Origin of the sequence: Streptomyces sp. NPDC057638, from assembly GCF_042800315.1 — a bacterium.
Taxonomy (GTDB): Bacteria; Actinomycetota; Actinomycetes; order Streptomycetales; family Streptomycetaceae; genus Streptomyces.
Genome location: NZ_JBHVHF010000050.1, coordinates 1 through 15,216, shown reverse-complemented (window position 1 = coordinate 15,216; position 15,216 = coordinate 1). Strand labels below are relative to the sequence as shown.

Sequence of the window (15,216 nt, the reverse complement as noted above, 5' to 3'; positions counted from 1 at the left end):
ACCACGACTTCCCGATGTGACCCACGCCACAGGAACGCGCCCCGTCACACGGACAGTTGGTTGATGTGGAAACCAATCAAGGGGAGCTCCGGACAAGGCTCAGGTCCGGCGATCCCGACGCCTTCGGCGAGATCTTCGACTCCTACGCGCGCGCCGTCTACAACCACGCCTTAAGACTCACCGGCGAGTGGACGACCGCCGAGGACATCGTCTCGCTCACGTTCCTGGAGGCATGGCGGCTGCGTGACCGCCTCGACGCGGAGGGCGGCTCCGTCCGTCCCTGGCTCCTCGGTCTCGCCACGAACGTCGCCCGCAACACCCGCCGCGCCGCGCGCCGCCACACCGCCGCCGTCGCCCGGCTCCCCCGCCCGGAGCCGGAACGCGACTTCGCGGAGGACGTCGCCGGGCGCATGGACGACGCCGCCCAGCTCGCCGTGGTCCGCGCGGCACTGGCGAAGCTGCGGCGCACCGAACGCGAGGTCATCACCCTCTGCGTCTGGTCGGGCCTGGAGTACGCGGCGGCGGCGGAGGCCCTCGGCATCCCCGTGGGCACCGTGCGCTCCCGGCTCTCACGCGCCCGCAAGAAGCTCGCGCGGGCGGTCGGCGACGCGACGGCGGCCCGGGAACTCCCGTACCCGTCAGGACAGGTCAAAGGCGGGCAGCAGCCCACCTTCGAAACGATCCAGGAGGTGCCCCGATGACCCCCCAGCCCGAACCGAACCGGCCCAGCGCATCCGAGCGAGACGCGGTGCCGAACCAGCTCACCCCTCCCGAATGGGAGCTTCCGCCCGGCCGCCACGAGGCGCTGCGCGGCCATCTGCTCGCCGAGATCCGCCAGTCGGCCACGGCGACCGGCACCGCCCCCGCGCCCGTACGGATCCGGCCGCGCTGGACCCGCCCGGTCCTCACCGCCGCCGTGGCGGCCGTGGCCGCCGTCGTCACCCTCACCGTGCTGCCGCCCGACAGCGAGAGCGCACCAGCCGCCTCACCGGAGGCGGTGGCCCTGCTGGAGGGCGCGGCACTCGCGGCCCAGGGCCAGCGGCTGCCGGACGGGATCCGCGACGACCAGTTCGTCTACATCCGCAGCCAGCTCGGCTACACCTCCGCCAAGGGCGACGAGGTGAAGCGCGACCCGATCCACCCCCGGGAGGTCTGGCTCTCCATCGACGGAACCCGCCAGGGCCTGCTGCACGAACCGCAGGGACCCGGCACCCTGCCGCTGGGCCCCGAGAAGCCCGGCCTGCCCACCAGCACCCACTACCGCAACCTCCAGAAGCTGCCGACCGAACCGAAGGAGATGCTGCGCTGGCTGGTCAAGAACCGCCAGGGCGACAACAGCAAGGACCAGCAGACGTTCATCACCGTCGGCGATCTGGCCCATGAGTCCCTGCTGCCGCCGGACGTGGCCGCCGCGCTCTTCCGGGCCGCCGCCATGATCCCCGGGGTGAAGCTGGTCGAGACGTCCACGGACGCGGCGGGCCGCAAGGGCATCGCCGTGGCCCGGGTCGACGACGGCGTACGCCAGGAACTGATCTTCGACCGCCAGACCAAGCGCTACCTGGGCGAACGTCAGGTCGCGGTGGAGGACCTGGAGAACGGCCAGAAGAAGGGCACGGTCACGGGCGAGAGCGCGGTACTGGAGCGCACGGTGGTGGACGCGCTGGGCCAGCGGAAGCCGGGCCTGGGCGCCCAGAACCCGGTGAAGATCCCCTTCGCGCCGGGAGCGCACGTCCCAAAGGGCCAGCAGCCCACGTCGAAGTCCGCGACTGTCCCCGACGGCACGGAGAGCGGATCGCCCGCGCCCAGCGGCAACCCGAGCGCGCCCACCCCCGGCCCCGGCGCCACGGCCGATGGGCCCGGTGCGCCCACCCCGGCCCCGGCCCGCTGACGGCCGGGCCCGGCGCCGGCGGCTGACCGCTGAACCAGGCCGTGCGGTGACCGACCCTTCCGCCCAGGCCCGTGTCGTGAGAGTCCTGTCCGTCCGCCGTGCCCCGCTCCCCGGCTCGGGGCCGACGCGGTCGGACGGGGCTCCTGGACCGACACCTCCAGCGCTTACGGGACAGGGGCGCCCGGCGATCCGCCGGGCGCCCTCGTGCCGTCCGCCCTACTCCTGGTCGCCCAGGTCACGGCGTCCGAAGCGGCGCTTCGTCCCCAGCTTGCGCAGCACCGGCCAGGGGTCACGGACCGAACGCCCGTATCCCCTCAGCTTGTGCGGCTGGCACAGCGCGCAGCCCTTCCAGCGGCGGTGCGGTGAGTGAGCCATCTCTTCCTTCCCTACGCACCCCGCCCTGGGGCCGGCGTAGGGATGTCCTGGTCATCATGCGTTCCACCCTAGAACAGGGGTCTGACACTCGGCCGGTCCGCAGGGTGATCGAGAGGAGCCCCGACGACGGCCGCGCGCCCGCCGCCGCTCCCCCGGCCACCCCTCACGGCAGCACCCGGCAGAGCGCCTCACGACCACCCCTCACGGCAGCACCCGGCAGAGCGCCTCCAGCGCCCCTGCCCATCCGCTCTCCGTGGGCCGCCCGTACGCGACGACAAGCGCGTCACGCGGCCCGGCCACCCCCTCCCCCGCCTGCGGATGCCGGAACCGGGCGAGCCCCTCCAGCGCCAGCCCCTGCACGTTCGCGGCCTGGATGACGGCCCGCTCCATCCCCGGCGGCAGCGCCAGCAGCGCGTGCAGCCCGGCCGCGATGCCGCTGATCCCCACCTCCGGCGCCCGTTCGGCGAGCGCGGCCACAAGATGGTCGCGCCGCCGCCGGTAGCGCAGCCGCATCGCGCGCACATGGCGGTCATAGGCCCCGGAGGTGATGAACTCGGCGAGGGTGAGCTGGTCGGTCACCCCGAGCGACCAGTCCGAGAGCCCCCACACCCCCTTGCCCGCCACGACCTCCCCGACCAGCGCCTCCGGCAGCACCATCCAGCCCAGCCGCAGACCGGGCGCGAGCGACTTGCTGGCGGTGCCGAGGTAGACCACCCGGTCGGGGTCGAGCCCCTGGAGCGCGCCGACCGGCTGCCGGTCGTACCGCAACTCCCCGTCGTAGTCGTCCTCCAGGATCAGCCCGCCCGTGGCCCGCGCCCAGTCCACGGCGGCGGCCCGCCGGTCGGGCTCAAGGGGTGAGCCCATCGGGAACTGGTGGGCGGGCGTCATCAGCACGGCGCCGACGTCACGGAGACCGGTGAGCGCCCCCGTATCCGTACCGCGTGCGTCGAAGGGCAGCGGCGGGACACGGAGTCCGGCCTGGGTGAGGACGGACCAGTGCAGATCCAGCCCGTAGGACTCGACGGCGAGCGCCTGGGTGCCGCGTGCGCGCAGCACACCGGCCAGCAGCGTCAGACCGTGGATGAACCCGGAGCACACGACGATCCGTCCGGGGTCGGCGTGGACGCCGCGCGCCCGCGCGAGGTAGTCCGCGAGCGCGGTGCGCAGTTCGACCCGGCCGCGCGGATCGCCGTACCCGAAGGCCTCGTTCGGCGCGTCGGTGAGCGCGCGGCGGGCCGCCTTGAGCCAGGCGGCGCGCGGGAACGACGACAGATCGGGCGTCCCCGGCACCAGCGTGTGCACCGGCCCCCGCCGCACCACCCGCGCCCGCCGCCCCACCCCCGCGTCCCGCCGGGGCTCGGCCCGCGCCGCCACCCGCGTCCCCGACCCCTGCCGCGCGCTGAGCCACCCCTCCGCGACCAGCTCGGCATACGCGTCGGCGACGGTGTTGCGCGCCACCCCGAGATCGGCGGCGAGCGTACGGGAGGACGGAAGCCGCGTCCCGGGCGCCAGCCGCCCGCCGCGCACGGCCTCGCGTAAGGCCTCCATGAGCCCGGCCCGCAGGCGGGGGCCACGGGGTTCGAGATGGAGATCGGCGCCGAAGGTGGACCAGGGGTCGGTCATGGGGCGGGAGCTTAGCCGTGGGCCGCCGGGGCAGTTCGCCCCGCACTGTCAGTGGCACCTGGTGGGATGACGGAGTACCCGCGCACCGCACGGGCGGCGCGGCCCCAGGGAGGGGGAACCCGATGTCCCAGCATGAGATCGAGGACCTGGTCGCGGACTCGATCCGCATCCTGGACGCGCACACCGCGCCGGACGACCCGCGCGTCAGGGGCTGGTTCGCGGCGCTGTACCGGTTCCAGGGCGGGTACGACTGCTCGTTCACGCACTTCCGCGTGATGGACGTCCTGCTGCGGCGCGGACACACCTACCGCTTCCCCCTCGACCGCCACCCCGACCACGCCGAACGGGCCGCGTACTTCGACGGACTGACCGAGTTCACCGCCCTGCGCGCCTTCGACGAGCACTCCCCCGGCTTCACGGGCTATGACTCCTGGCTCGACGACGGCTACGCCGACCCTCCGTTCCTCTACTGCGACGCGGGCACCCCGCTGTGGCACCGCATGACCACCACCGGCACCCTCCACGGCCCGGCCGCCACCCCACCGCCCCGCACCCCGCTGATCGACGTGGTCCACGAGATCGCCGCCGCCGCCGAGAGGGAACACGACCACGACCTCATCGGCCTCTGGTACGCCTTCGGTTGCGCGACCCTCGTCGGCGGGCCCGTGGGCTGCCCCTACGACGTGGCCGAACTGGCCGGGATACCGGCCGTACGGGAGCTGCGCGCGATCGTGCGCCGCACCGGCGCGCTGGCCATCGCACGGCGCTCGCCGTACGCGGTCCCGGTGGAGTGCGCGGATGACGAGGAGTTGGAGGCGTGGTGGTGGGGGGTCTAGGAGCGTGCTGGTACGGCCATGGGTGTGGCGGTGTTGGCTCACGGCTCAGGGGTCACGCGCGAGGAGGGCGGCTTCTTCACCCGGCTGGCTCATGCTCTGGTGGCGTGAGGTCATCGCACGGGTCGGCGCGTTCCTGACCGCTGAGGACATTCCGTACGCCATGGCCTCGCTGAATTCTCGTAGGGCGGGGCGTTGCCGAGTTGGTCGCAGGAGGGCGAGGGTCCGGAGTAGTTCGGCATCCTGCCGGGTGCTCGTGGGCTCATCGTCCGCTGGGGGTGTCGTGAAGCCAGGTGCGGGCGCGGTCGTCGAGTTCGCGGGCGGTGTGGGAGCCGCGTGCGGCGACGGGGGCGAGGGTGGCGCGCATGGCGTGGACGGCTTTGGTGGTGCGGGTTGACCGGGTGCCGGTCATGGTGGTCAGGGATCGGTGCCAGGTGGTGCAGGCCGCTTCGAGATGGCCTTGGCGATACTGTGCGCGGGCTTGGGACGCTGCCGTGAGGGCGGCGTAGACGCGGTAGTCGACGTCGCTCAAGCGGCGTTCTACGTCGTGGTAGTGCCGTTCGGCCGCGGCCCAGTCGCCGAGGCGTTCGGCGATCATCGCCCGATGGGTGTTGACGGTGGACAGGGCGGGGCCCCACAGCGCTGACCAGCCCGTCATCTCGGCGGTCGCGACAGGTGTTACGGCCAGGTCGCGGGCGAGGTCGGCTTCCCTGAGTGCGGCGGTGGCCTGACCGGTGTCGGTCAGCGCGCGGGCCCGGCAGATGACGAAGCGTGATTCGGTCGCGGCATCGACTCGGCCATGGGCCCGTTCCAACGCGGCGTCAGCGAGGTTGAGGACGTACTGGGGACGCTGGTTGTCCATGCCGTGGTTGGCGAGCAGCCGTAAGGTGAACGCCTCGTGGGCGGCGTCTCCCGCTTCCTTGGTGAGGGCGTATGCCTGGAGGTAGTAGCGCTGGGCCAGTCCCATCTCCTTGGCGTCGAACGCCTTCCAGCCCACGAGGCAGACCAGGGACGCGGCGGCCAGCAGCATCTCGACGTACTGCCGGGAGGTGCGGAATCGGGCCCGGCAGAGGTCGGCGACATCGGTGACGAGGTACTGGACGACGGCGCTGCGGCCGTGCTGGCCCCCGTGCCGTTCATCCATGGCCGTGAACATGGCGACCATGTCGCGTACGGCCTGGATCTCCTCGTCCCCGGCGATATGCCCGTCGAGGGCGTACCGGGTGCGGGCCTGGGCTTCGGCGGCGGCACCCAGGGGCAGTGCGGCACCCGCCACGGAGTACGCGGCTCGGGTGAGCAGTCTTCTTCGGTCGATGTCGGCCCTCCCCAGTCGTCCCAGTGTTTCCACCGGGTCACTGTCGACGGTAAGCCCGAGGGCGGCGAGATCGGAATCGCGGGGCGCGGTGAGTCCGATGTCCTCCGGAGTGACGGTCCGGCCGGTCTTCCAGGTCAGCGCCTCACAGAGGTGGCGGACGGCCGCCGGATTCGGTGAGCGTCCGGCGATCCACGCCGCCACGCTGGATCTGCCGGGATTCACGTGCGGGTCACCACTCGCGGCGGCGACCATGCCCGTGGCGCGAGCCACTTGCTCATAGGTCAGGCCCGAGTCCTCGATTAAGGCGCGCAGAGGGTCGTTCGGCTGCTGGGGCACCCGTCCACGCTAGCGGCCCGGCGCCGGTTCGTCCGGGAGCCGAACGAACCGGAACAGGCGGAACATCTCCCGCCCGCCCGGAGCCTGGCTGCCCGGTCCCCGCCAGCGCTTGACTTGCTCCGCGCCGGAAGCCGCGGGTCCGTGCCCGGGTGTGACACCACACCCGCACACACCACATCCCCCCGGTGAAGTCTCTGAAGCGGTTCCCCGCCGGAGTCCCGATTCCCCCGGATCTGGAGAAACCCCATGTCACCCAGAACGGCTACCCCCATGCCCGAACCCCCCACAGGAAACACCCCAGCCGACTCAACGGAAGAGACTACGAACGCCCCACCGCCCGAAATTCGGCAGGAGTCCCCGGTACTGCGGTCGCTGCGGAAGCGGGTGCGGGAGATCAACGCCGAACACGAACACTGGCGGTTGCCGTGATGCGGTTATGGCTCTGGCTGCTGCTCGCGCTCGGTGCGGCGGAGGAGCGGCTCGGACTCGGGTTCGAGCTGTTGCGGCTGCGGTGGGACGCGGACTGTGTCGATGAGTGGAGCCGGGGGCTTGAGGCCGAGGCGTGTCAGGCGCGGCTTGATGCCGAGTTGGAGCGGCTGCTGGAGGACGGAGGTCCGGCGTGAGCGGGCCGCCCGTCGCGTACCTGTGTCACGTCATCGCCGAAGGGCCGGTGTACGGGTCGGGGGAGATCGTTCCGTTCGTCCTCGGCACTCTGCGGACCCGTTCGCAGGACACCGCCCTGACGTGGTTGCGGATGCAGGCCCTGCGCCTCGCGGACGGGCTGGACCCCGACCCGGACCGGGCCCCCTGGGCCACCCGCTGCGAGCGGACCCCCGTCCCCGACGCGCCCACCGAGATACGCGTCTGGGCCACCGATCCCGCCGAGGACCGTGCCGCCCGTACCCGGCTCGATCAGGGCGTGGCCGTGTCCGTCGTCATCCCGGACGGGCCCGACCGCTACACCCTCGCGATCAGCCCCCGACCCGCCCGCGTCCTCTACATCCGCCCCTTCTTCCACCCCCACCCCACCAGGAGATGAGCCATGCCCCGGACCGGACGCGACCACGTCCACACCGACAAGACCAGCGTCATCGCCCGCTACTGCGAAGGCGCCTCCATCAAAGCCCTCGCCGCCGAGTACGGCGTGAGTGACGCCTGGATGAAGAAGCAGCTCACCACCTGGGGACTCCCCGTACGCGGAGTCCGCGACGCCCGCATCCTCCGCGCCCGAGCCCAAGACCGTGTCATGAACGACCAACAGCCCCCCACCTGCCAGGAGTGCGACGACCTCGTCACCGCCGAGCGCGCCGCCCGCACCGCCCACGACCACTCCGCCGCCACCGACGCCCGCGTCCTCCTCCGCCGGCATATGGACACGGAACACCGACCGGAGCGGCGTTGATCGCAGCCCGTCTTCTCAGCATGGGTCAAGGAACCGGGACCTTCGGTGGAAGAAGTACACAGGTTTCCTGTTCTGGAAAGGCCGCTTACTTGCTTCCTCCGCCCTCGGATCGGAAGTATCGAAGCTCTTCACGTTCCATCACTTTTGGGGGCACGATGCTGCGTAATCTCTCCAGTGAGGGCACCTGCAAGAACGGGAGCTGCCCGACGCTGTGGGGCACGGAGGACGCCGAGCGGTATGTAGTGCAGGGGCGGATCGTCACGGACCCCGCATGGCTGGCCCAGCTCGGCCTGCCCGAGGGCGAGACGGCCGTGCTGGTGCCCGCCGAAGTGCTGGAGGGGTATTTCCGTGATCACCGGTGAGGCGTTCGGGCGGCTCTTCGAGGCGTTCGAGCGGACCGCCTTCCGGCTGGAGACCCTCGCGGTCTATGACGTGGAGGAGGAGCGTGAGGAGTTCGAGCGCTTCCTCTCGGGTGGGGACATGGGACCCGAATGGGACGACAATCCCTGGGTGCGGTCGATGACCGACCTGGGCAAGCAGGTATCCCGGGTGCATGTGCTGCGTTCGCCGCTGACCGACTACCTGCGGTACGAGCTGGCCGCCTACCCCGGAAACATCACCGCCGGGGAGACGATCGGCATCATCGACCTGGCCGAACGCCCTACGCCCGAGCTGCCCGATCACGACTTCTGGCTTTTCGATGACCGGACGGTGCTCCGCATGCACTACACCCCCGAGGGGCGCTTCATCGGTGCGGAACCGCTGCCCGAGGGGGAGCTCGCCGAGTACCAGGGATACCGGGACCGTGCCCTCACCACTGCGGAACCGTTCGCGACCTACTGGGAGCGACACCACTGACCACGGATCCGATGGGCAAAGCCCTGCGGGCGCTGCGTGTCGCGGCCGGGCTCACCGGTGAAGCCGTCGCCCGCAGGGCATCCATGTCCGCCGGAAAGCTCTCCAAGATCGAGAACGGAAAGGTCAGGCCCACCCTTCAGGACGTGGAACTCGTCCTCACCGCGCTCGGGGTGGGCGCGGAGGTCAAGGAGGAGTTCCTGGCCGCCGCGCGCACCGCGTCGGCAGAGGCCACCGCGTGGCGGCAGTTGCGCCAACTGGGCCCGTGGAAGCATCAGAGAACCATCCGTGCCATCGAGGCCAGCACCATCGTGCTGCGGCTGTTCCAGGGACAGCTGGTGCCTGGGCTCCTCCAAACGTCCGAGTACGCCTCGGCTGTGCTGTCCCTGCCACCGGGCCTGCCGGACGAGACCAGAGCCAGAACGGTCGCAGCCCGTCTCGAACGCCAGTCTGTCTTGTACGAGTCCGGTCGGACGTTCCGCTTCCTGGTCTGTGAACACGTGCTGCGATGGCGCATCGGTGAGCCCGAGGTCATGGCGCTTCAGATGGATCGTCTGGTGTCCGTCTCCCGGCTGCCCCATGTCTCCCTCGGCATCATCCCGGCCGGTCGGAGGATGCCGGACTTCCCCATGACCTGCTTCAGCCTCCATGATGACCGGCTTGTTCTCGTCGAGACCTTCCACGCCGAGATCACCACCCGCGACCCCCGCGATGTGCGCCTCTACCGGGACACCTTCGACCGTTTCGCCACCGTCGCGGTCTACGGCGACGCCATGAGGGACCTCTTGGAAACGGTCCGCGACGAGTTCTTGCCGTCACGGGAAAGGTCCTGGAACACCGAATCCGACCAGTGCAGCATCAGCGATGTGCGGCTCCGGGCGGAGACACCACCCGAGCCTCCCGGCAACCACGACCGACCCATCTGAACTCGACGCCGTCGCTATCCGGTCTCCGGGATGCCGGTAGAGCCCCGCCGCCGCTCGGCGCACGCAGGGACGCGCCATGACCACGACGTGGTTCTCGTCCTCCCCACGTGAAGGAGAAGCAGATGACCGACCTGTACGGGCTCCCCATCAGCCAGGCCGAGTTCTCAACGCCTTGCGGGGGCAACACCCACCCCGACGGCGAGTCCTGTGTGACGCTTGCCCGGATCGGCCACGACGCCTGGGCCATGGGCGACAGCAAGCGCCCTCAGGCCGAGCCGTTGCGTTTCACCACGGCTGAACTCAACGCGGCGGGGATTGACCCCGGCGTCTTCGGGCTCTCTGCCTGACCTCCCGCGTCTCCGCTCACGGCCCCACCCGCTAAGCCGGGCGGGCGGGGCCGTTACCCGTCCATGGAGGGGAGTGCATGTGCACATCCACGGCTATGCCTGGCTCGGCGAGAAAGCCGACTTCGACCAGGACAGCCTGCGCCGCCCTCCGGGTCCCGCGCCCACCCCGAGCAGCCCGCCAGAGGTGGCGGAACGTCATCGTCGAGCCACGACCGAGTTTCCCGTCACGGAGATTCCACCGATCCAGACGGCCCACTGGCTGCTGAAACCGCCGCCCCTGGTGCGTGGCACCTGGTACGAACCAAAAGAAGCGGGGGAATGGCTCGCCCAGCGGCTCGCCGAGTTCGCCCCGCGCTTCTCCACGGCTGCAGAGCACGAGACCGCCCGCCACGATCGCCTGGTGAGAGCGGCCGTGGAAAGACTCGCCACGGGCCGAGACGTGTCCCTGGGCCACTACCTACGCGGCACCCTCTTCCACTCCCTCGCTCTCGTGACTTGCTCCCCCAACGGAACGCACCCGCACATCCGCTGCCCTGCGCCCGACCGGTGACCAACGAACCGAGAAGAGGGTCGGGTGGGGTCGACCGCCTGGGGCCGACCCCGGACCGACACGGGCACGGGCCGACCAAATGGCCCAAGAACCCACCCCCGAAATGGACCACACCCCTGCGCCACCCCCGTCCTACGGTTGACCCATGACCACCACAGAGAACAGCAACAAGGAACTCCTCCCCGAGCACCCCGCCCGCCTCAACGTCGCCACGCTCCTCCCCGATGTCTACAAGGCGATGGTCCGGCTCGACGGCGCCGCCCGGCAGGGGGTCGATCCGGTGTTGCTCGAACTCGTCAAGATCCGGGCGTCGCAGATCAACCAGTGCGCGTTCTGCCTCGATATGCACACCAAGGACGCGCTGGCGGCCGGGGAGAGCACCGAGCGGATCATCCAGCTCAGCGCGTGGCGGGAGTCGCGGCACTTCTACACCGCCCAGGAGGTCGCGGCGCTCGAACTCACCGAGGCGATCACGGTTCTGACGGACGGGTTCGTGCCGGACGAGGTGTTCGAGGCGGCGGCGAAGCAGTTCGAGGAGAAGGAGCTGGCGCAGCTGATCGCCTCGATCACCGTCATCAACGCGTGGAACCGGTTCGCCGTGACGGGCCGTCTGGTGCCGGGCCACTACACCCCGGGGTCCCTGCCCCACTGACATCCCCGGAGGAGACTGGCGCGGGTCCACCACGGGGGCGGACCCGCGCCCGCGGCTACTCCTGCCGTGCCCCCCGCTCCCGTTCCTCCCCGCGTTTCTCCTCGCGCTCCTTCTGGAGCCCCTGTTTACGCTCGCGTTCCTTCTCCAGCAGGGCCCACAGCTCCCGCTGGTCCTCGGAGAGGGGCTCGGGTGGTCCGTCCTCGTCGCGCCAGCTGCCGTCCTCCTTCATCTGTTTGACCTGGGCGGCGGGGGGCGGGTACGGGTCGAAGTCGGAGGGGCGGGGCGGTTCGGGGCCGTCCGGGCCGATGCGGACGAACTGTTCCACGCGGGTGATGCGGAAGCGGCGGCCCGCCACCGTGATGCCCGCGCCGCGCTGGTCGTCGAGGCGGTCGGCGGCGCGGGCGTACTGCTCGCGTTCGGTGGGGCCCAGGCCGTCGAGTACGGGGGCGAAGACACGGAAGTGGGAGGCGAGGGCGTCCCGGGCGCCCTGCGGCGAGGTGCAGGAGGCGCCGTGCGGCTTCCAGTGGCCGTCGACGCGTTCGGCGATGGCGTACTCGGTGGGGAGCAGGACCGCGCCGGGGTGGGTGCGGGTGGCGGCCTTGGCGTCGTCGTACACCTCGTCGGGCGCGTTGCCGCGGGCGCGGATGAACTGGGTGAGGTCGAAGCGGAGCAGGCCGTCGGCGAGGCCGGTGTCGGTGTAGGGGTCGATCACGAAGCCCTTGGTGCGGCTGGGCACGTCGTTGCCCTCACCGGGGCGGCTGCGGGCGGGGTCGGGGTCGGAGGGGCGGGGCGGCTCGGGGCCGTCCTGGCCCATGCGGATGAACTGTTCGACGCGCACCACGCGGTAGCGGCAGCCGAGGACGGTCATCTCGTCCAGCGCCACCCAGTCGAGTGTGTCGGCCGCCTCTCTCGCGGCGGCCTGTTCCGCGCCCTCGGTCCGGTTCGCCATCCGGAGGAAGTGGGAGGCGAGCACATCGCGGGCGTCCTGGGGCGCGTTCCCTCCGCAGCCGAGGATCTCCCAGCCCCCGTGGTCGAGTTCCCGGGTGATGTGGAAGACCGGCAGCCCGGCGCCCATGATCTGCGGATACCGCTTACGGGCCCGCCATGCCTCCTCCTCGGCGAAGGCGGCGATGGGGCCCTGCTGAGCGGAGACCCGGAAGGTCAGATACGCGGGTGCTCCCTCTCCGTACTCATTCATGTACTCAGTGTCCCGAAGCGGCCTTCCCTCGACCGGCCGACGGAAGAATCACGGAAAGTCAACGACCGGAATGAGTCATATCTCCGTCATGGAGCGGAAAAGACCAGCTCACCAGCGCTCCTCCCGGGCACGGCACCGGCGCACTCCGCCGCGCGCCGCATGGGAGGCCGCTCCGGACAGCACGTCGCCCCCGGTCGCCGGGGGGCGGCCGGGGGCGGCGGGAGATCAGTGCGGCGCTACGGGAGCGGCGCGGAGCGGGGGAGGACGGCTCAGATCAGGCCGAGCGCGCGCACCGCGTCGCGCTCCTCCGCCAGCTCCTGGACGGTGGCGTCGATCCGGGTGCGGGAGAAGTCGTTGATCTCCAGACCCTGGACGATCTCGTACCGGCCGTCCTTGCAGACCACCGGGAACGACGAGATCAGGCCCTCCGGCACACCGTAGGAGCCGTCGGACGGGATACCCATGGAGGTCCAGTCGCCCGCGGCGGTGCCGTTGACCCAGGTGTGGACGTGGTCGATGGCCGCGTTGGCGGCGGAGGCGGCGGAGGACGCGCCGCGCGCCTCGATGATCGCCGCGCCGCGCTTGGCAACGGTCGGGATGAAGGTGTCGGCCAGCCACGCCTCGTCGTTGACGGTCTCGGCCGCGTTCTTGCCCGCGATCTCCGCGTGGAAGATGTCCGGGTACTGGGTGGCCGAGTGGTTGCCCCAGATCGTCAGGCGCTTGATGTCGGAGACGGCGGCACCGGTCTTCGCGGCGAGCTGCGAGATGGCGCGGTTGTGGTCGAGCCGGGTCATCGCGGTGAAGCGCTCCGCCGGTACGTCCGGCGCGGCGGCCTGGGCGATCAGCGCGTTGGTGTTGGCCGGGTTGCCCACGACGAGGACCTTGATGTCGTCGGCCGCGTGGTCGTTGATGGCCTTGCCCTGCGGCTTGAAGATGCCGCCGTTGGCCTCCAGCAGGTCACCGCGCTCCATGCCCTTGGTACGGGGGCGGGCGCCGACCAGCAGCGCGACGTTGGCGCCGTCGAACGCCACGTTCGGGTCGTCGCTGATCTCGATGCCGCGCAGCAGCGGGAAGGCGCAGTCGTCCAGCTCCATGGCGGTGCCCTCGGCGGCGCCGAGCGCCGGGGTGATCTCCAGCAGGCGCAGCTTGACCGGCACATCGGCGCCGAGCAGGTGGCCGGACGCGATGCGGAAGAGCAGCGCGTAGCCGATCTGGCCGGCGGCGCCGGTCACGGTGACGTTGACGGGAGTGCGGGTCATGGCGATCTCCGTAATGCAGACGGGCGATGGGGGTTCACTGCCCCGGGTCCAGAACGCCCCTTCGCGCCGCGCAACGACGAATCTTGATGTGAAGAGACATCCAGCGGTCAGGCTATCCGACCCACTGGGACCCCAGCCCTCGGACCCTTGTGGCGCGGCTCACTCATCTCTCCGTGCTGGGTGCGTCCGGTGTACGGGGGCGGCGGGCCCGTCTCCGTACGGGCGGACACGGCTCGCTCCACGCCTCAGGGGCCATGTCCCTACGACGTACAGAGGCGGCGGGGCCGTCAGGCCCCCGATCCGTTGGTGCAGATGGTGTCGCCCGCCGCCGCGACCGTGGCGCATGCCGTCGGCCTGGTGCCGGGCGGGACCGCCGTCATCGGGGTGTAGGCGTCGGTGGCGACATTGACCCGGCCGGTCTGGGTGCCGTCGCCGTTGACGCTGATCTCGACCGTGTCCCCGACGGCCGCCTCCGTGATCCGGGCCCATGCCGCCTGGCAGGTCTCGCTGTAGCGGACCTGGAGGGTCGCCGTGCCCACCGGGCGGGACGCCACCGTGGTGGCGTAGCGGCCGCCGCAGCCCATCGCGTCCGGATTCTGGCCCGCGCAGGTCGCGCCCTGGCACTTGACCCCGGCCTGGGCCGCCGAGCGGGCACCGGCGGTGGCCTCCCCGGCCGCGGGCGAGGGGGCGTCCCCCGTCTGGGGCGCGGCGGCGGGTGCCGAGACGGACGGCACGGCCCGCGCGGCGTTGGCGCTCGCGTCGCCGCCGCCGACATCGGAGAGCAGCACCGCCCCGGCGACCACGACGAGCGCGCACACCCCGCCCACCAGCATCGGCGCCATACCCCGGCCCCGCCCGGCGGAACGTTTCCGTCCGCCACCGGTGGTCTCCGGCGGGCGCTCGGACGTGCCGTACGGGGAGGGGGACGGGGGCGTCGCGCCGGTACGGCCCGCCGCCCGGTGCTGGCCCTGGCCGGGTCCCGGCTTCTGCCCCTGTCCCTGTTCATAGTCCTGGAGTGCCGCGAGCGCCTGGGTGATCCGCATGATCTCCAGGGTCTGGTTATGGCGCTCCTCGGCCTTGCTCCAGGCGCGTTCGGCCAGTTCCCACAGGGTGGTGAGATGGCCGGGGTTGGTGCCCGTGACCTCCGCCAGGGCGACGATCGCGCCCTTGGGGGCGAGGATCCGCCCGTTGAGATAGCGCTCCCACGACGTCTTGCTGTAGCCGGTGCGGTCCGACACCGCCGCGATACCCAGTCCGCTGCGGTCGACAAGTCGACGGAGCTGCTCGGTGAAGTTCCGGACCTCCGGGTCCAGCTCCTCCGGCAGTGGCTTCCAACGAGGCATGGCGATACCCCCCTCTGTCCCCGAGCGTCGGCGATGTGCGACCCCCGACGTACTCGTGAGACAGGATGTCAGTTCCCGACATCGGCGCGTAGGGGAGCATTCCGGTTTCCTGGCGGACGCGGAGATTCCGTGTCGGTTCCGCGCATCGTCCCGGCTGCCGACTCAGTGTCGCACTGCAATCGGCGCGACATGACACGACTGCGGAATCGTCACCTCCGTGCCACAGGTCCCGGAGTTCCCTTGCTGCGGCGTCAACCCGTGATTGACCCTGGTCACCAGCACCGGCGCCCGTCCTCAACGGGGGAGAGGACGGG

Annotated in this window: 18 protein-coding genes; 12 read left to right on the top strand and 6 right to left on the bottom strand. The window is 71.2% G+C overall.

What is annotated here, in order from left to right; all coding sequences use genetic code 11:
• Window positions 1-65 precede the first annotated feature (65 nt).
• Together ACFVIM_RS10120 and ACFVIM_RS10115 are read left to right on the top strand one after the other, a co-directional pair.
• The gene (locus ACFVIM_RS10120; RefSeq protein WP_384300213.1) at window positions 66-701 is read left to right on the top strand and encodes an RNA polymerase sigma factor; all 636 of its coding nucleotides are present in this window, start codon (window positions 66-68) and stop codon (window positions 699-701) included.
• Window positions 698-1,888 carry a CU044_5270 family protein gene (locus ACFVIM_RS10115; RefSeq protein WP_384300212.1) on the top strand — a complete coding sequence of 397 codons (1,191 nt, stop codon included), beginning with the start codon at window positions 698-700 and terminating at the stop codon, window positions 1,886-1,888. Before ACFVIM_RS10120 ends, ACFVIM_RS10115 begins: the two co-directional genes overlap by 4 nt.
• Window positions 1,889-2,104: 216 nt before the next feature.
• Here ACFVIM_RS10115 and ACFVIM_RS10110 read toward each other — a convergent pair whose 3' ends face one another.
• Window positions 2,105-2,263 (bottom strand): hypothetical protein, encoded by a 159-nt coding sequence (locus ACFVIM_RS10110; protein ID WP_384300211.1) that lies wholly within the window; start codon window positions 2,261-2,263, stop codon window positions 2,105-2,107.
• A gap of 201 nt (window positions 2,264-2,464) precedes the next feature.
• On the bottom strand, window positions 2,465-3,886 hold the full coding sequence (locus tag ACFVIM_RS10105; RefSeq protein WP_384300210.1) for a PLP-dependent aminotransferase family protein: 1,422 nt from the start codon (window positions 3,884-3,886) through the stop codon (window positions 2,465-2,467).
• Window positions 3,887-4,008: 122 nt separating this feature from the next.
• On the opposite strand from ACFVIM_RS10105, the gene ACFVIM_RS10100 reads away from it, so the two are divergent.
• A complete protein-coding gene (locus ACFVIM_RS10100; RefSeq protein WP_384300209.1) occupies window positions 4,009-4,722 on the top strand; it encodes a hypothetical protein in 714 nt (237 codons plus the stop codon).
• A gap of 259 nt (window positions 4,723-4,981) precedes the next feature.
• Here the strand turns inward: ACFVIM_RS10100 and ACFVIM_RS10095 are convergent, their stop codons facing one another.
• Window positions 4,982-6,370 (bottom strand): helix-turn-helix domain-containing protein, encoded by a 1,389-nt coding sequence (locus ACFVIM_RS10095; protein WP_384300208.1) that lies wholly within the window; start codon window positions 6,368-6,370, stop codon window positions 4,982-4,984.
• Window positions 6,371-6,798: 428 nt separating this feature from the next.
• On the opposite strand from ACFVIM_RS10095, the gene ACFVIM_RS10090 reads away from it, so the two are divergent.
• The 9 genes from ACFVIM_RS10090 to ACFVIM_RS10050 all read left to right on the top strand — a co-directional run bounded on the left by ACFVIM_RS10090 (window position 6,799) and on the right by ACFVIM_RS10050 (window position 11,102).
• On the top strand, window positions 6,799-6,993 hold the full coding sequence (locus ACFVIM_RS10090; protein ID WP_384300207.1) for a hypothetical protein: 195 nt from the start codon (window positions 6,799-6,801) through the stop codon (window positions 6,991-6,993).
• Window positions 6,990-7,409, top strand: a complete 420-nt coding sequence (locus tag ACFVIM_RS10085; RefSeq protein ID WP_384300206.1) for a hypothetical protein — start codon at window positions 6,990-6,992, stop codon at window positions 7,407-7,409. Before ACFVIM_RS10090 ends, ACFVIM_RS10085 begins: the two co-directional genes overlap by 4 nt.
• 3 nt (window positions 7,410-7,412) lie before the next feature.
• Window positions 7,413-7,772 carry a hypothetical protein gene (locus ACFVIM_RS10080; RefSeq protein WP_384300205.1) on the top strand — a complete coding sequence of 120 codons (360 nt, stop codon included), beginning with the start codon at window positions 7,413-7,415 and terminating at the stop codon, window positions 7,770-7,772.
• A gap of 155 nt (window positions 7,773-7,927) precedes the next feature.
• On the top strand, window positions 7,928-8,134 hold the full coding sequence (locus ACFVIM_RS10075; protein WP_384300204.1) for a hypothetical protein: 207 nt from the start codon (window positions 7,928-7,930) through the stop codon (window positions 8,132-8,134).
• Window positions 8,121-8,630: a DUF6879 family protein gene (locus ACFVIM_RS10070; RefSeq protein WP_384300203.1), complete on the top strand. Its 510-nt coding sequence runs from the start codon at window positions 8,121-8,123 to the stop codon at window positions 8,628-8,630. The genes ACFVIM_RS10075 and ACFVIM_RS10070 overlap by 14 nt, the downstream gene beginning before the upstream one ends.
• Before the next feature lie 11 nt (window positions 8,631-8,641).
• Window positions 8,642-9,553 carry a helix-turn-helix domain-containing protein gene (locus tag ACFVIM_RS10065; protein ID WP_384300202.1) on the top strand — a complete coding sequence of 304 codons (912 nt, stop codon included), beginning with the start codon at window positions 8,642-8,644 and terminating at the stop codon, window positions 9,551-9,553.
• A 122-nt stretch (window positions 9,554-9,675) separates the two neighbouring features.
• The gene (locus tag ACFVIM_RS10060; RefSeq protein WP_384300201.1) at window positions 9,676-9,900 is read left to right on the top strand and encodes a DUF397 domain-containing protein; all 225 of its coding nucleotides are present in this window, start codon (window positions 9,676-9,678) and stop codon (window positions 9,898-9,900) included.
• A gap of 79 nt (window positions 9,901-9,979) precedes the next feature.
• Window positions 9,980-10,450, top strand: a complete 471-nt coding sequence (locus ACFVIM_RS10055; RefSeq protein WP_384300231.1) for a hypothetical protein — start codon at window positions 9,980-9,982, stop codon at window positions 10,448-10,450.
• Between the two features lie 145 nt (window positions 10,451-10,595).
• On the top strand, window positions 10,596-11,102 hold the full coding sequence (locus ACFVIM_RS10050; RefSeq protein ID WP_384300200.1) for a carboxymuconolactone decarboxylase family protein: 507 nt from the start codon (window positions 10,596-10,598) through the stop codon (window positions 11,100-11,102).
• A 55-nt stretch (window positions 11,103-11,157) separates the two neighbouring features.
• On the opposite strand, the gene ACFVIM_RS10045 is transcribed toward ACFVIM_RS10050, so the two are convergent.
• The 3 genes from ACFVIM_RS10045 to ACFVIM_RS10035 all read right to left on the bottom strand — a co-directional run bounded on the left by ACFVIM_RS10045 (window position 11,158) and on the right by ACFVIM_RS10035 (window position 14,902).
• Window positions 11,158-12,300 carry a DUF5954 family protein gene (locus tag ACFVIM_RS10045; protein WP_384300199.1) on the bottom strand — a complete coding sequence of 381 codons (1,143 nt, stop codon included), beginning with the start codon at window positions 12,298-12,300 and terminating at the stop codon, window positions 11,158-11,160.
• 269 nt (window positions 12,301-12,569) lie between these two features.
• Window positions 12,570-13,559 (bottom strand): malate dehydrogenase, encoded by a 990-nt coding sequence (locus ACFVIM_RS10040; protein WP_384300198.1) that lies wholly within the window; start codon window positions 13,557-13,559, stop codon window positions 12,570-12,572.
• A 287-nt stretch (window positions 13,560-13,846) separates the two neighbouring features.
• The gene (locus tag ACFVIM_RS10035) at window positions 13,847-14,902 is read right to left on the bottom strand and encodes a helix-turn-helix domain-containing protein (RefSeq protein WP_384300197.1); all 1,056 of its coding nucleotides are present in this window, start codon (window positions 14,900-14,902) and stop codon (window positions 13,847-13,849) included.
• Window positions 14,903-15,216 lie beyond the last annotated feature (314 nt).

What these genes read in the sequence shown, in the direction of transcription:
- ACFVIM_RS10105 (WP_384300210.1), bottom strand. Translation starts at nt 3,886, where the DNA reads ATGACCGACCCCTGGTCCACCTTCGGCGCCGATCTCCATCTCGAACCC.
- ACFVIM_RS10080 (WP_384300205.1), top strand. Translation starts at nt 7,413, where the DNA reads ATGCCCCGGACCGGACGCGACCACGTCCACACCGACAAGACCAGCGTC.
- ACFVIM_RS10075 (WP_384300204.1), top strand. Translation starts at nt 7,928, where the DNA reads ATGCTGCGTAATCTCTCCAGTGAGGGCACCTGCAAGAACGGGAGCTGC.
- ACFVIM_RS10060 (WP_384300201.1), top strand. Translation starts at nt 9,676, where the DNA reads ATGACCGACCTGTACGGGCTCCCCATCAGCCAGGCCGAGTTCTCAACG.
- ACFVIM_RS10090 (WP_384300207.1), top strand. Translation starts at nt 6,799, where the DNA reads ATGCGGTTATGGCTCTGGCTGCTGCTCGCGCTCGGTGCGGCGGAGGAG.
- ACFVIM_RS10110 (WP_384300211.1), bottom strand. Translation starts at nt 2,263, where the DNA reads ATGGCTCACTCACCGCACCGCCGCTGGAAGGGCTGCGCGCTGTGCCAG.
- ACFVIM_RS10035 (WP_384300197.1), bottom strand. Translation starts at nt 14,902, where the DNA reads ATGCCTCGTTGGAAGCCACTGCCGGAGGAGCTGGACCCGGAGGTCCGG.
- ACFVIM_RS10065 (WP_384300202.1), top strand. Translation starts at nt 8,642, where the DNA reads ATGGGCAAAGCCCTGCGGGCGCTGCGTGTCGCGGCCGGGCTCACCGGT.
- ACFVIM_RS10045 (WP_384300199.1), bottom strand. Translation starts at nt 12,300, where the DNA reads ATGAATGAGTACGGAGAGGGAGCACCCGCGTATCTGACCTTCCGGGTC.
- ACFVIM_RS10050 (WP_384300200.1), top strand. Translation starts at nt 10,596, where the DNA reads ATGACCACCACAGAGAACAGCAACAAGGAACTCCTCCCCGAGCACCCC.
- ACFVIM_RS10115 (WP_384300212.1), top strand. Translation starts at nt 698, where the DNA reads ATGACCCCCCAGCCCGAACCGAACCGGCCCAGCGCATCCGAGCGAGAC.
- ACFVIM_RS10100 (WP_384300209.1), top strand. Translation starts at nt 4,009, where the DNA reads ATGTCCCAGCATGAGATCGAGGACCTGGTCGCGGACTCGATCCGCATC.
- ACFVIM_RS10040 (WP_384300198.1), bottom strand. Translation starts at nt 13,559, where the DNA reads ATGACCCGCACTCCCGTCAACGTCACCGTGACCGGCGCCGCCGGCCAG.